We start from the raw sequence: 15,357 nt of genomic DNA, 5'->3' as shown, positions 1-15,357 counted from the left end.
CAATTTAATTTTTTACTATGTCGCCAACGTTAAAACTCAGCCAAAGAGAAGCAGTCTTCAATAATGAAGTTGTTACTCGTTTTGAGTTATATAACAGTTTGTTTCAAACGCTCCCGTTTTACCAGGTAAAGGATACCGGTATCTTATTGCCGTTCTTTAGTTCTCATTGTGAAAAGGGTGCTATCACCCATGACTCGCCGACAGACATTATCGAATCTTTTTTTGAAAAGTATGTCCCAGGTATCGATCACCGTGAACAGATCAATCGCATGTTCAGGTTTATTCAATATATTGAACGCCAGGTTGTTTTGTTTGACGCTATTGAGGATTCGTCTTTCAATAAAATAGGTAAATTTGATGACAGCGGTACCTTGCAAAGCCTGTTACAGCATGCAGCTATCAGTGATGAAAGCCGCCAGGACATCAGCGAAAAGCTAAAGGATTTTTCACTACGCCTGGTGCTTACCGCTCACCCAACGCAGTTTTATCCCGGTACGGTGCTCGGCATCATGACCGACCTGATTGAAGCTGTGAAAACAAACGACATCAATAGTATTGATGTATTGCTGCAACAACTGGGTAAAACGCCTTTCTTTAATAAAACATCACCAACACCGGTTGATGAGGCTGTTAGTCTTTCCTGGTTTTTGGAAAATATATTTTACCATGCCGTATCAGACATTCAGGCTAAGCTTGAAGAGGAGTTTGATATTGACGCTGCAAGCCGCCAGATCCTTGAATTGGGTTTCTGGCCAGGCGGCGACCGTGATGGTAACCCTAACGTAACAACGCAAACAACCAAAGAAGTTGCCAGCTTTTTAAGGCAGCGTCTGTTCCGTTGTTACTATCGTGATTTCAGGACGCTTAAACGCCGTATCACCTTCCGCGGTGTGGAAGAAGCGATGGGTAAGTTGGAGAACCTCTTTTATAAAAATGCTAATGAGCAGTTAACGCCAGTTGATTTGCAGGGCGAGATACTGGATTTACTGTTATCTATCAAAGATGTTATCCTTAAAGATCACGATGGTTTGTTTGTAGATATTGTCGAGGATATGATTCAAAAGGTGCGCCTGTTTGGATGTTATTTCGCAACGATAGATATCAGGCAGGATAGCCGCATTTTACGCAAGGTTTTTGAATACGGTACCAAAAACATCGATACCGGTGTTGCCGAGGGTTATTCGGAGTTGAGCGAGGACGAAAAAGTAAAGAGCATTGTTTTTAAAGAGGCTGATTTTGTTTGCCCTGAAGAAGAAAAAGATGCGATGATCCATGATACGTTGGATACTATCAGGCTGGTTAAACAGATCCAGGAAGGTAATGGCGAAAGGGCTTGTCAGCGCTTTATTATCAGTAACTGCCAGCGTGCATCTGATATCCTGCAACTGATCGATTTGTTTTTATGGAGCGGTTGGAAAAAAGACGACCTGAGCATTGATTTTATGCCGCTGTTTGAAACCGTGAACGACCTGGAACATGCCGCAGGTATCATGGAACAATTGTATACGCATCCGTTTTATGCCGAACACCTGAAAAACAGGGGCAGCCAGCAAACTATCATGCTTGGTTTCTCCGATAGTACTAAAGATGGCGGTTACCTGATGGCTAACTGGTCGATATATAAAGCTAAAGTTGAGCTTACCACTATGGCCCGTAAATATGGCATTCAGCTGGCATTTTTTGATGGCAGGGGAGGCCCGCCGGCACGTGGTGGTGGTAAAACACACCGTTTTTACGCGTCGATGGGTAAAGAGATTGCCAACGAGCATATCCAGTTAACTATACAGGGGCAAACTGTAAGTTCGCAATATGGTTCGGTTGAAACTGCAAGGTTTAATATGGAGCAGTTGATCAACGCGGGTATTATTTCGGCCTTACATCCTAACCGCAATGATTTGCTGGATAGCCGTCATAAGGAACTCATCCAACAAATGGCCGATGTGAGTTACAAGTTGTTTATCGACCTGCGTGCGCATCCTTTATTTGTTGAATATCTGGAAAAATTCAGTCCGCTGAAATTGCTGTCAAGGATCAATATTAGCAGCCGCCCAACTAAACGTAATGCGGGTGCTCAACTTAAACTGGAAGATTTGAGAGCTATTAGCTTTGTAACCTCATGGAGCCAGCTTAAACAAAACATCCCTGGTTTTTATGGTGTAGGCACTGCGCTTAAACAGGTTAAGGAAACCGGAGGCTGGGACGAGGTTAAGGAACTTTACCAAACCTCGGGCTTCTTTAAAACTATGCTGGATAACTGTATGATGTCGATGTCAAAATCAGATTTCAGGGTTACAGCTTACCTGGAGCAGGACGAAAAATTCAGTGCTTTCTGGAAAATGCTGCGTGACGAGTTTACACTTACCCGTGAAATGCTGATCGAGCTAACCGGCAGCGCCGTACTGATGGAAGAATACCCGGTTGAACGCCGTTCTATTGCTATCCGCGAAAAAATAGTGCTGCCATTGGTTATCATTCAGCATTATGCGTTGCAATGTATTAATTATGAAAAGGATACCGAGCTTAATGATATTTATAATAAGCTGGTGATCCGTACGGTTTACGGTATTGTAAATGCCGGCCGTAATTTGGCTTAGTAGTTTATTGTTTTAATTTATATCCCCGTCCACCTGTTAGCAATAGCAGGTGGATTTTTTGTTTTGGGAAGGTGAGTGGTTGATTAAGTGAATGGTTTCGTGTTAACTATGTGCTTTGTTAAGATATTGATTTTTAATTGTTTGTATTGGGGCGAGTTCTGTTAACCCTGCTAACCCCTCCCGTTGTTTTCCTCCCATAAGTTTGAGCGTCCAAGCTTACTTTCTTAATGTTGTTACGCGAGCGCAGACGCTCGACCGGGCCAACTGTATGCAGTCTGATTTTACTTCCTCTATTGCCTTTCCCATTTCTTAAGCCTAACTTTAATAGGTTCAGTACTTTAAACCTTTTATCCGATGAAAAAAATCATTATCCCGGTAAGTATTTTGATCTTTGCCGCTTCGTGCAAACAAAAAACAGAAACTACTATGTATAAATGGCCCGATGTAAAACCGCCTGTCGCCGAAATTAAACCGCATATCCGCACCATCCATAATGATACCGTTACCGATAATTATTACTGGATGATCGACTACTTTAAGAAAGGTCCGGACAGTACCAAAGCTGTAGACTATCTGAAAGCCGAAAACGCTTACCAGGATACCATGATGAACGGTACGAAAAACTTTCAGAAGACATTGTTTGATGAAATGAAAGCAAGGATTAAGGAGAAAGATGAATCGGTACCGGTATTTAAAAACGGGTATTATTATTACTCCCGTACCGACGAAGGAAAGGAATATTACAAATACTGCCGTAAAAAAGGTAGCCTTGATGCTAAGGAAGAGGTACTGCTTGATGTGGATGAAATGGCCAAGGGGCATAGTTACTATTCGGCCAATGGGTTTAATATCAGCCCGGACAATAAACTACTGGCTTATGGTATTGACATGGTATCGCGCAGGCAGTATACCATTCATATCAAAAACCTGGAAACTGCCGAAATATATCCCGATGCTATAATTAATACCAGCGGCGGATCTGTTTGGGCCAAGGACAATAAGACATTGTTTTATACGGCGAAGAATCCTGAAACACTGCTTACAGAAAAAATTAAGCGCCATACTTTAGGCGCTAAAGAGGCAGATGCGGTTGTTTACGAAGAAAAAGATAAATCAAACTATATCGGCGTAGATAAATCAAAATCGGGTGATTATATTTTTATCGAATCGAGGGCTACTTTATCATCCGAGTTCAGGTACCTGGATGCAGGTAAGCCAAACGAAGCATTTAAGGTATTTCAGCCACGCATTAAAGATGTATTGTATAGTGTAACTGCACTGGCCGATAAATTTTTGATAGTGACCAACCAAAATGCCATCAATTTTAAGCTGATGGAATGCCCGCTTGATAAAACCGAAAGCAGCAATTGGAAGGAAGTGCTTCCTCACCGTAAAGATGTGTTGCTGGAAGGTGTTGAAGAATTTAGGGATTACATTGTGATAACTGAGCGAAAAAATGGATTGAACCAGTTCAGGGTGCGTAACCTCACATCGGGTACAGAACATTATGTTGACTTTAAAGAAGCTGCCTATGCTATTTATGTAGGTGCTAATCCTGATTATAACAGTAAGGTATTAAGGTATGGTTATACCTCGCTTACCACGCCATCATCAACCTTTGATTATAACATGGATACAAAAGCCTCCAAATTGATGAAGCAGCAGGAGGTTTTGGGTGGCTACAAAGCTGATGATTATGTAACCGAGCGCCTTTATGCAACCGCAACAGATGGTACCAAAGTCCCGATATCATTAGTTTACAAAAAAGGGTTTGATAAGAATGGCAAAGCGCCGCTGCTGCTTTACGGCTATGGATCTTATGGCTATACCAATGACGTTTACTTTTCGAGCGCAAGGCTAAGTTTGCTGGATAGGGGATTTGTTTTTGCGATGGCCGGGATCCGCGGCGGGCAGGAGATGGGGCGGCAATGGTACCTGGACGGCAAACTGATGAAAAAGAAAAATACCTTTACCGATTTCATTGATTGCGGTAAATACCTTATCGATCAAAAATATACAAGCAAAGAACACCTGTATGCCGAAGGTGGCAGCGCCGGCGGCTTGCTGATGGGCGCGGTAGCCAATATGGCTCCGGATCTGTGGCATGGGATCATCGCCGAAGTTCCTTTTGTTGATGTGGTAAATACCATGCTTGATGAAAGCATCCCGCTAACCACTAACGAGTTTGATGAATGGGGCAATCCTAAAAATGAGGACGCTTATAAATACATGAAAAGCTATTCGCCCTATGAAAACGTGGAGAAGAAAGCCTATCCAAACATGCTGGTGATAACCGGCTTACATGACAGCCAGGTGCAGTATTTTGAACCCGCCAAATGGGTGGCTAAGTTACGTGCCGACAAAACGGATAACAATGTGCTGATGTTGCATACCAATATGGATTATGGCCATGGTGGCGCATCGGGCAGGTTTGATTATTTAAAGGAAGAAGCCTTGAATTACGCGTTTTTGTTTGCACTGGAGGGGATAGAGAAATAGGTGAGTGGTTGATTGGGTTGACTGGTGAGTGGTTTTGATAAAAGACAATACCGCCGCGATAATGACTTTATATTGGAAGTCAGACTTACGAAGTTTTCAAAACTTCGTAAGTCTTCACAAACCTCTCCATCAATTTTATCTCCCCTAAATAAATCCCTACATCTTTCAGGCTAAATTCCGATAAGTGGCCGAATAAATAAATCCTCGTTTATTATATTGGGCAAAATCCTCTGCGGTAATGAAATTAGTATCTAAGTTAACCCTATTATTTAGCCTGTTTTTTTACGCGGGCGCTTTGGCTCAGCAGCCTGTTAGTATGCAATATTCGGTGTCGATGGAAAAGGCCGCCGATCATTTGTATCACGTTGAGCTCACCAATAAAACCCACCTGAAAACGCTCGATTTTAAAATGTGCGTTTGGACACCCGGCTATTATCAACTGATAGATTTTGCAGGCGCTGTGCAAAATTTTACCGTCACTGATGTAAAAGGTAATCCGCTGAAATTTGATAAATCAACTAAAGATGTCTGGAAGGTTGCCAACCCTTCGGCGGGGGATGTTAAGATCTCGTATGATGTAAAGGCTGTTGTTCCCTTTGTAGGCAATGTTTATTTGGATGAAACACGTGGTTATATCACTCCAGGCGGTTTGTTCATGTACCTTGAGCAGGAATTACGCCACCCGGTTACCATTAAAATGAAACCATACAGCAAATGGAAAGATTTGGTGGCTACCGGTTTGGATACGCTTAAAGGACAATACCATGTTTATAAAGCAGCCGATTTTGATGTGCTTTATGACAGTCCGTTTTTAATGGGCGAACTGGAAGTTTTACCACCTTTCAGCGTGCAAAACAAACCACATAACTTTATCGGTTATAAGCTGCCCGCTTTCGACAGGCAGGGATTTATGGACGATCTGAAAAAGATTGTAGTAACCGGCAGTAATATTATTGGCGAAATACCTTATACGCATTATACTTTTCTGTCGATAGGTGCAGGCGGCGGCGGTATTGAGCACTTAAACTCAACCTCATTAAGCTTCAGCGGTGGCGAAGGTTTTAATACGGCCGAAGCCCGCAAAAAGCTTTACAATTTTATAGCACACGAATATTTTCACCATTACAATGTCAAGCGCATCAGGCCGGTTGAGCTTGGCCCGTTTGATTATTCGAAAGAGAACCATACCAATATGCTTTGGGTATCGGAAGGATTTACCGTTTATTATGAGTACATGATCACGAGGCATGCCGGCCTAATGACCAATGAAGATATGTTTGGTGATTTTCAGAACAACCTGCGTAATTACGAAAACGAGCCGGGGCATTTATATCAATCGGCAACGCAAGCCAGTTATAATACATGGGATGACGGGCCTAATGGCCGACAGGGCGATGACTTTAACAAAACCATTTCCTACTATGATAAAGGGCCAATTTTGGGCCTGATGCTTGATTTTAGTATTCGCCACGCTACGCAAAACAAAAAGACGCTTGATGATGTAATGCGTTTGCTTTACTATAAATATTACAAAAAGTTAAACCGTGGTTTTACAGAGCAGGAGTTCAGGAACGAATGCGAAAAAATGGCCGGTGTGTCTTTAACAGAGGTGTTTGAATATGCATCGACTGTTAAACCACCGGATTATCCTAAGTATTTTGCTTATGGTGGTTTAGCTGTAGATACAGTAACTAAAGTAGTTTCCGAATCATGGGCCGGCCTTAATGTAAGGCAGCAGGGCGATACCCTCCGGATCAACACTGTTGCTTATAAATCACCCGCCTGGGATAAAGGTATCAGAGGCCGTACGGTTATACTTACGGTTGATGGTGCACCTGCAACAAAGGATGTGCTCTTCAAAGCTTTCGAAACAAAAAACACCGGAGATAGCTTAACACTGGGTTTGCTAAAGAATGGCGAAAGAAAAGACGTAACCATTGTTTTAGGCAGGCTGAGGGAAAAGACATTTAAAATAACGCCGTTGCCAAATCCTGATCCGCTGCAGGCTGCCATTTTTAAAAGCTGGACAGAAGGGAAGTAGCGATTTATCAGGCGTTTTTGTTATAAGATCAGGTACACGCTAATTTTTATGATTTAATGTACATTAAATCATAAAAATTAGCGTTTTGGTTTCAATATAAACTTAACCTATCCAAATCAATGAAAAACTTCCCGGTGCTTTTATGTCTTTTCATATCCTTTTTATTTAGTTGTGGTAAATCTATTGGTCAAAATTCCCAAGATGAATTTAACGGTGACTTTGAGCGAATTAATTATGTAAGTAAATACCCGGTCGGCTGGATGCACTCTGATGGGAAGAATTACAAATTCGCCTTAGATAGCAGCACCGTGCAGCATGGCAAATACGCACTTTCCATCGCATCCACAACAGACACTGTCGGGTTTGGTGCTTTTACCTTTGCTATCCCCAAGACGTTTGAAGGTAGTGAGGTAGAACTGAGAGGTTATCTGAAAACCGAAGGAGTAAACGGAGGTTTCGCTGGTTTTTGGCTTCGGATTGATGGTACATCCGCTTTTGACAATATGCAAGGGCAAAATATACATGGCACAACCGATTGGAAACAATATAGCATTAAACTGCCTTACAATAGCCAAAAGGCTATCAATATAGTTGGCGGCGCGCTCCTGGCAGGTAAGGGGAAAATTTGGTTCGATAATATTGAACTATTTGTTGACGGGAAACCCATTGAAAATGCTGTGCCTAAAAAAGTTATCCGGCTTAAAGCTGACATGGATACTGCATTTATACGTGGATCTGGCATTAATGCCATTGTACTTGATCCACAAGTAATTATTAACTTAAAGTTGCTTGGCCAGGTTTGGGGCTTTTTGAAATATCACCACCCTGAAATCGCAAAAGGCAACTATAATATGGACGCGGAGCTTTTTAGGGTGATGCCGGATGTTATCAAGGCCCGTAGTAATAACGAGTTAAGCAAGGTTCTTGAGCAATGGACTGATAAGCTTGGTAAAGTGAACGCTTGTGATAACTGTAAACCCAATACGGATAGTAAGGTTAAGCCCATAGCCAATTATGGAAACATCTTTGATCATTCGGTACTCAATAAGTCATTTACCGACAAACTCCAAACTATTTTAGATAACCATAAAATCACTGAAAGCTACTACATAGGCATGACGGGAATAGGTAATCCAATATTTGATCACGAAAGCGGATATTACAACATAAAATATCCGGATGCAGGTTGCCGCTTGCTTTGCCTGTTTAAATATTGGAATATGGTGCAGTACTTTTTTCCTTATAAGCATTTGATAGGCAAAGATTGGAACCAAACTTTGCCAGAGTTTATTCCGCAGTTTGTGAATGATAAAAATTCGACAGAATATATACTCACCACGCTCAAGCTTATCAGTAGTATTCATGATACCCACGCCAATATCTGGAGTGGCAATGCAGAGTTGGAAGCTTATCGTGGTAAATACAGACCATCCTTTAAAGCTGGTTTTGTGGAAAATAAATTAGTCATAACTGGTTTTGAATCTGATTCGGTTGCTGTTAAAGAAAGCTTTAAGATAGGGGATGTGATAACCAAAATTAATGGTGTTACGGTTGAAGAACTGATCAGAAAATATCTGCCTATAACTGCCGCCTCCAATTATACCACTCAGTTAAGAGATATGCCTTACAATTATTTGTTAAGGAGTAATAATCCGCATTTTGAAATTACGATAAAACGGCGTGGAAATATTTTAAATGCTGCTATCGAAGGTAAGCTTGTTTCAAAGATTGGCTTAATGAATGCCGGCAATATCAGCGTTAAAGATCCCGGTTATTATTTAATTAATGAAAATATCGGGTATTTGTATCCTGCAAAATACCACGATGCAAATCTACCTGCTATCAGGGAGATGTTTAAGAATACCAAGGGGATTATCATTGATATGCGTTGTTATCCTTCTGAATTTATGCCATTTACATTCGGTGCCTACATTAAATCAGGTTCGACGCCATTTGTTAAATTCACAAATGGAAGTATTAATCAGCCTGGATTATTTGTAGAAACGCCGAAGCTGGACATCAAGCCAGATGGTAATTCTTATAAAGGCAAAGTGATAGTGATTGTGAACGAACAATCACAAAGTGAGGCCGAGTATACTACCATGGCTTTTCAAAGTTCTCCTCATGTAAAGGTTATTGGCAGTACAACAGCCGGAGCAGATGGTAATGTATCGCGAATTATTTTGCCTGGTGGTATAAGTACCCTGTTTTCGGGAATAGGAATATTATATCCTGATGGAACTCAAACCCAGCGAAAGGGTGTGAAAATTGACATTGTAGTAAAACCTACTATTAAGGGTATCAAAGCCGGAATTGACGAGCCGCTTGAAAAAGCAAAGGCTTTAATTATGGAGTAGTAATCAAGTTTTTCTAAATTGCGAACTAAGCTTACCGCTATGAAAATTACAGAGCAAACAGACCGGTTAACAAAACTTGGTATTGAAGAAACTGTGTTAAACCGCTATCGTGAAGCCCATCGTTTTTACCATACCCTCGACCATCTTGACGACATTTGGCAGCAATTGGAAAGCCGGGGCTACGGAGATAACGATGTATTGTTTCTCGCCACTATTTTTCATGACGTTATTTATGATCCGACATCTGGCACCAATGAAGAAGATTCGGCGCGGTATTTTAATGAAGTATTCGCCGGGGATAGCGCGCTTAAGTCTCTTGTAGTAGATATCATACTGGATACCAAACATCATAAGCCCGGTTCGGTGTTATCAGAAGTATTCAGCACTGCTGATCTTAATATATTAAGCCAGTCCTTTGACAAGCTGTTGGTTTATGAAAAGCAGATCTTTAAAGAGTTTCAATTTGTTGATCACAAAATTTACCGGGAGAAAAGGGTAGAGGTATTAAAAAGTTTACAGCAGGAAATTCATAATCCTGCCCTGGATTATTTGATAAGCTATGTAGAAAACTATAAACCCCGCATTGCAGTATACCCGGGAAGCTTTAACCCTTTCCATAAAGGACATTACAATATACTCCAAAAAGCAGAGCGTATTTTTGATAAGGTGATCATTGCCCGTGGCGTTAATCCGGGTAAGGATAAAGCTACCTATGAATTGCCGGAGATATTAAAGTACCGGCAAACTGAAACTTACGAGGGGTTGCTTACCGAATTTGTGGATAGCCTGGATTATGATATTACTATCATCCGCGGATTAAGAAACGGATCGGATCTGCAATACGAACTTAACCAATACCGCTACCTGCAGGAGTTAGGTGGTAAGCATATTAGCGTAACCGCCATTTTTTGCGATATGGAGTTTGAGCATATCTCAAGTACCGGGATCAGGCAGCTGGAGAAGTATGGTAAGGCTGGGGAGTATTTGTTGTGATTTGGTGAGTGGTTGATTGAGTTGTATTAAGTGAGTAGTTTGCTTGTTCTCGATCTCCGCGTTAGCGATAATAGCAGATACCGTCCATTAGCCAACGGATAATGCCTGCAGGCGTACGGGCGTATAGCGCGGGCGGGAGGTAACGCCATAATTGATTTCGGATTTGGGGTTTTCGATTTCGGATTGTCTGAACTCGAATTGTACGAAATTTTAAGAATTTTTTGAATATGCTTATCATTCTGTTAATTCTTTAATTCCTTAAAATTCAGGTTCAGGCAACTATAAAGGCTCTTATCCTAACCAACCATTCACTTAATCCAACCTAATTAACCACTCACCAAAATCAACCCATCAACCATTCACCCAAAATTCACCCGCCCCTTGCATTTGCATAATTAATCACTATCTTTGCACCCACAATTAATAAAATAGTTAACGCTTTAATATTATTCAAGTAATGTATTTAGGTAAAGAAGCAAAGGCAGAGATCTTTGCAAAACATGGTAAATCAGCAGCTGACACAGGTTCGGCCGAAGGTCAGGTAGCTTTATTTACTACTCGTATTGCTCACTTAACAGGGCATTTGAAAAAAAACAAAAAGGATTTTTCAACTCAATTATCGCTACAAAAATTGGTAGGTAAACGCCGCGCGTTACTTGCTTATCTGTATAATAAAGACATTGAAAGGTACCGTGCTATCATCAAAGCTTTACAGCTAAGGGATATCATTAAGTAATTCTCTCCTTTTTTATTTAAAAGCCATCCCCATTTTAGGATGGCTTTTTTACTTTTGAAACATATATTTACAAACATAAAATCCGATGCGCTCCCGAAGATGAAAAGTGCATCACAAACAAAAAAAGATGAGTTTAAACGTAATTAAAAAAGTTATTGATCTGGGCGACGGACGCACCATTGAGATCGAAACAGGTAAGCTGGCCAAACAAGCAGATGGCTCGGTAGTGGTAAAAATGGGTGATACCATGTTGCTTGCTACTGTTGTATCATCGCCTGAAGCTAAAGAAGGTGTTGACTTCTTGCCATTATCTGTTGACTACCAGGAAAAATACGCTGCAACAGGCCGTATCCCGGGTGGTTTTTTACGCCGCGAGGCCCGTTTATCAGACTATGAGGTCTTGATCTCACGTTTGGTTGACCGTGCTTTGCGTCCCTTATTCCCAGAAGATTATCACGCTGATACACAAGTGATGATTTCATTAATATCTGCCGACAAAGATATCATGCCTGATGCTCTTGCCGGCTTAGCTGCTTCTGCTGCTTTAGCTGTTTCTGATATTCCTTTCAATGGTCCAATATCTGAAGTACGTGTTGCTAAGATCGACGGTAAACTGGTTATTAACCCAACCCTGAGCGCACTTGAAAACGCAACTTTAGAATTTATTGTTGCAGGTAGCGAGCACGATATCAACATGGTTGAAGGTGAATCGAAAGAGATTCAGGAAGATGAATTGGTTGAGGCCATCAAATTTGCTCATGCTGCTATCAAAGTACAATGTTTGGCTCAAAAAGAACTGACCATTGAAGTTGGTAAAACCGAAAAACGCGTTTACAGCCATGAGCACAGCAATGAAGATTTGAAAAAAGCCATCTACGCTGCTACCTATGATCAGGTTTACGCGATTGCCTCTGCTGCATCTGCAAAAGAAGAGCGCGGTGCTAAATTTAAAGAAGTACGTGATGCTTACATCGAGACTTTAGGCGAAATTGACGATATCACTAAAGGCCTTGCTAAAAAATACTACCACGATGTTGAGTATGATGCTATCCGTAACCTTGTATTAGATGAAGGCAAACGTTTAGACGGTCGTACTACTACTCAGATCCGTCCGATATGGAGCGAAGTTGGTTATTTGCCATCGGCTCACGGTTCGGCGGTATTCACCCGTGGCGAAACCCAATCATTAACTTCCGTTACCTTAGGTGCTAAGGATGATGAGCAAATGATTGACGGTGCTTTTATCAACGGTTACCAGAAATTCATGTTACACTACAACTTCCCAGGTTTCTCAACCGGTGAGGTTAGGCCTAACAGGGGTGCTGGTCGTCGTGAAATTGGTCACGGTAACCTGGCTCAACGTTCATTGAAACAAGTATTGCCTTCTGAAGATGAAAACCCATACACAATTCGTGTGGTTTCTGATATTTTGGAATCAAACGGTTCTTCATCAATGGCTACAGTTTGTGCCGGTACATTAGCGCTTATGGATGCTGGTGTTAAAATTAAAGAGCCTGTATCAGGTATTGCAATGGGTTTAATCACTAACGAAATGGGTACCAAATATGCTATCCTTTCTGATATTCTTGGTGATGAAGACCATTTAGGTGATATGGACTTTAAAGTAACCGGTACTAAAAATGGTATCGTTGCTGTTCAGATGGACTTGAAGATTAATGGTCTTTCATATGAAGTGTTAGCCAATGCATTAAACCAGGCTAAAGACGGTCGTTTACATATCCTTGGTGAAATGGCTAAAACCATTACCGAGGCACGTGCCGACTACAAACCACACGCTCCGCGTATTGTTACCATTAAAATTGATAAAGAATTTATTGGTGCAGTTATCGGGCCAGGTGGTAAAATCATCCAGGAAATGCAGCGTGAAACAGGCGCAACCATTTCTATCGAAGAGAAAGACAACCAGGGTATCGTTCAAATCTTTGCAGATAACAAAGCTTCTATCGATGCAGCTTTAGGCCGTATCCGCGCTATCGCTTCAAAACCAGAAGTAGGTGAGATTTACGAAGGTAAAGTGAAATCAATAATGCCTTTCGGTGCGTTTGTTGAGATCATGCCGGGTAAAGATGGTTTATTGCATATATCTGAAATTGATCACCGCCGTATTGAAACTATGGATGGTATCTTCCAGATAGGTGACGAAGTAAGGGTGAAACTGCTTGACGTTGATAAGCAAGGTAAACTGAAGCTGTCGCGCAAGGTTTTATTGCCGAAACCAGAGCCAAAACAGAATAACTAAGCAAATTATTATAATAACAAAACCCTCTTTATGAGGGTTTTGTTATTTAGTTTTAATTTTTTTTAATTTTTTTAAAACAAAAAGCGGATGTTTAAACTTATTAACTGTTAATATATAGTTGGTAAAACCGTAATTCCGATCCTGTTTGATAAAAAATGACCCCTGCTACTAATAATGATCCTTTAGACTTCCTGAATAAAAATTCGGCTGGAATGCAGGCGGGTACTCAGACTGATTTGGTTCAGCAGCTACTGTATGAAATAATCAGGGTTAAAGAAATTATTGTTTACTACGACTCCATTCCCAACGGAGGCGGACAGCTGGGCTCCTCTATCCTTAATGAGTTGGTTTCAGAAGCATATCAGTCGCTGGTTAATTATGATACCGTGCTGATGCGGAAATATTACGATTTACTGCTGAATTGCGATTAAGTCTGTCTGAATAAAATAAGTATGTCATTGCGAGGTACGAAGCAATCGCATGCTATACAGGGCGGTCATGCTTCCGTGCGATTGCCACGCTTCGCTCGCAATGACATCTTTGTTAGGTTATTCCCAATCTCCAACTTACAGCAACAATATATCTATCTGGTGTGCATGAACCATGCCTACAACCGGCGACCATGCAAATACCGTAAACCGGCCATCTTGAGAGGCAACCAGTGCTAAGGCATCCTTTTGGTCGAAAACAAACTGTGCGGCTGCCAAATGCCTTGTACCGCCATTTTGAGCGGGGTGGATCACCCGGGTTGAACAGCCAACAATAGGTTCGGTCACCACGATCTCTTCGATAGGCGAACTTTTTTCTGAGCGGCCTATTTTGGCACCGAAAGCCAACAACTCGTGTTTATCATTTATTAGGGTAGCTCCGTCTATCGAAGTTAATCCGCCTATGGTATCAACCGCACGGCGCATTTTTTCCTGCCATGAGGTGTGGTAACGGTCAATGCCTTCGTGAATCATCAGGTCGGTAAGTCCCGAAAACGGAGGATCAACAGGGTAGGAGATCGGGGTAATGATGGATTTTCGCCATTCTTCGCTTTCGGAGGGAACAACTAACAGGATGCCGCCACGTTTATGGGCTTGCATGGAGGTAGCCAGCTGAACTAACACGTTTACCGGGTCATTCCACAGGGACGGCAAAGTAAAATCAAGCATGGCCGAAAGTACGTTAGGGCAATCAGAAATGCTGGAGCCGTGCTCGTCAACTACTTTAATATCGTCGCCTTTTAATATGGCTATGTTTACAAATTTGCCAAAGCCCTCGATACGGCGATGTTTGATCACCAGCAATCCGGGTTCAATTACTTCCAGTACAAAACAGTAAGCCGGGATAGCCAGGGTGGTTCCCCAGATATATAGCTCATCATCTTCTATCCAAATGCCTAAATGAATGCCCGGCTGTTGTACTGCCGAAGCAAATTTGGTGAGGATATTGGGCGCAAGTTTAATTTTGCCACCAAACAACAACGGCTGACCGGCGGCTTCGGGCGGCAAAAAAGCCAGGGTGAATTTTGGTGAAAATCCTTCTTCCCGACGCAAGCTTGCCCAAAATGAGATATCGATAAGTGATTCGATAGTGGTGCAGCTGGGAGTAGGTGCAAGGTCTATCTCGTTGTTATCGGCAAGCGCTTTGGCATGAAAATGCCTGAAATGCCTTTCGATAATGGTTGCCACTTTACCGGCTGCTTTATATGTAGGTCCTGAACTCAAAGTTTTGGTGGTGTCTTTCATTTAAATACTTATCTCAAAAGTAAAGCTAAATAAACGGGCTTACAAACAAACGCCTCAATATTGCAATTGGATGAGCCTCACCCCAAATCCCTTTCCAAAAGAGGGGGCTTTAAAAGCTGTTTTATAAGAAAACTTTCAAGTTTT

9 protein-coding genes are annotated in these 15,357 nt (G+C 41.7%); 8 read left to right on the top strand and 1 reads right to left on the bottom strand.

Translation table 11 applies throughout. The features are described from left to right. Nucleotides 1-17: 17 nt before the first annotated feature. The 8 genes from BMX50_RS10615 (at nt 18) to BMX50_RS10580 (ending at nt 13,911) form a co-directional block, all read left to right on the top strand. Nucleotides 18-2,594, top strand: a complete 2,577-nt coding sequence (locus tag BMX50_RS10615; protein WP_091210501.1) for a phosphoenolpyruvate carboxylase — start codon at nt 18-20, stop codon at nt 2,592-2,594. 354 nt (nt 2,595-2,948) lie between these two features. Then, the gene (locus BMX50_RS10610; RefSeq protein ID WP_091210500.1) at nt 2,949-5,093 is read left to right on the top strand and encodes a S9 family peptidase; all 2,145 of its coding nucleotides are present in this window, start codon (nt 2,949-2,951) and stop codon (nt 5,091-5,093) included. Nucleotides 5,094-5,331: 238 nt separating this feature from the next. Next, nucleotides 5,332-7,134 (top strand): M61 family metallopeptidase, encoded by a 1,803-nt coding sequence (locus BMX50_RS10605; protein ID WP_091210499.1) that lies wholly within the window; start codon nt 5,332-5,334, stop codon nt 7,132-7,134. Between the two features lie 119 nt (nt 7,135-7,253). After that, nucleotides 7,254-9,491 carry a S41 family peptidase gene (locus tag BMX50_RS10600; RefSeq protein ID WP_091210498.1) on the top strand — a complete coding sequence of 746 codons (2,238 nt, stop codon included), beginning with the start codon at nt 7,254-7,256 and terminating at the stop codon, nt 9,489-9,491. Between the two features lie 39 nt (nt 9,492-9,530). After that, a complete protein-coding gene (locus BMX50_RS10595) occupies nt 9,531-10,484 on the top strand; it encodes an adenylyltransferase/cytidyltransferase family protein (RefSeq protein ID WP_091210497.1) in 954 nt (317 codons plus the stop codon). A gap of 457 nt (nt 10,485-10,941) precedes the next feature. Beyond that, nucleotides 10,942-11,220: a 30S ribosomal protein S15 gene (gene rpsO, locus BMX50_RS10590; protein ID WP_090524765.1), complete on the top strand. Its 279-nt coding sequence runs from the start codon at nt 10,942-10,944 to the stop codon at nt 11,218-11,220. A 127-nt stretch (nt 11,221-11,347) separates the two neighbouring features. Then, complete coding sequence (gene pnp, locus BMX50_RS10585; RefSeq protein ID WP_091210496.1) at nt 11,348-13,480, top strand: polyribonucleotide nucleotidyltransferase; 2,133 nt, start codon at nt 11,348-11,350, stop codon at nt 13,478-13,480. A 155-nt stretch (nt 13,481-13,635) separates the two neighbouring features. Next, nucleotides 13,636-13,911, top strand: coding sequence for a hypothetical protein (locus BMX50_RS10580; protein ID WP_091210495.1), 276 nt, complete (start codon nt 13,636-13,638; stop codon nt 13,909-13,911). A gap of 135 nt (nt 13,912-14,046) precedes the next feature. On the opposite strand, the gene BMX50_RS10575 is transcribed toward BMX50_RS10580, so the two are convergent. Further along, a complete protein-coding gene (locus BMX50_RS10575; RefSeq protein ID WP_091210494.1) occupies nt 14,047-15,213 on the bottom strand; it encodes a putative sensor domain DACNV-containing protein in 1,167 nt (388 codons plus the stop codon). Nucleotides 15,214-15,357: the final 144 nt, after the last annotated feature.

Source organism: Mucilaginibacter gossypiicola (genome assembly GCF_900110105.1).
Taxonomy (GTDB): domain Bacteria; phylum Bacteroidota; class Bacteroidia; order Sphingobacteriales; family Sphingobacteriaceae; genus Mucilaginibacter; species Mucilaginibacter gossypiicola.
The sequence above is the reverse complement of the archived record's forward strand: the minus strand, read 5'-3'. Positions and strand labels throughout refer to the sequence as shown.

Bases quoted from the DNA above. Each gene is read 5' to 3' on its own strand.
- pnp (WP_091210496.1), top strand. From the start codon at position 11,348: ATGAGTTTAAACGTAATTAAAAAAGTTATTGATCTGGGCGACGGACGC.
- BMX50_RS10605 (WP_091210499.1), top strand. From the start codon at position 5,332: ATGAAATTAGTATCTAAGTTAACCCTATTATTTAGCCTGTTTTTTTAC.
- rpsO (WP_090524765.1), top strand. From the start codon at position 10,942: ATGTATTTAGGTAAAGAAGCAAAGGCAGAGATCTTTGCAAAACATGGT.
- BMX50_RS10595 (WP_091210497.1), top strand. From the start codon at position 9,531: ATGAAAATTACAGAGCAAACAGACCGGTTAACAAAACTTGGTATTGAA.
- BMX50_RS10580 (WP_091210495.1), top strand. From the start codon at position 13,636: ATGACCCCTGCTACTAATAATGATCCTTTAGACTTCCTGAATAAAAAT.
- BMX50_RS10615 (WP_091210501.1), top strand. From the start codon at position 18: ATGTCGCCAACGTTAAAACTCAGCCAAAGAGAAGCAGTCTTCAATAAT.
- BMX50_RS10600 (WP_091210498.1), top strand. From the start codon at position 7,254: ATGAAAAACTTCCCGGTGCTTTTATGTCTTTTCATATCCTTTTTATTT.
- BMX50_RS10575 (WP_091210494.1), bottom strand. From the start codon at position 15,213: ATGAAAGACACCACCAAAACTTTGAGTTCAGGACCTACATATAAAGCA.
- BMX50_RS10610 (WP_091210500.1), top strand. From the start codon at position 2,949: ATGAAAAAAATCATTATCCCGGTAAGTATTTTGATCTTTGCCGCTTCG.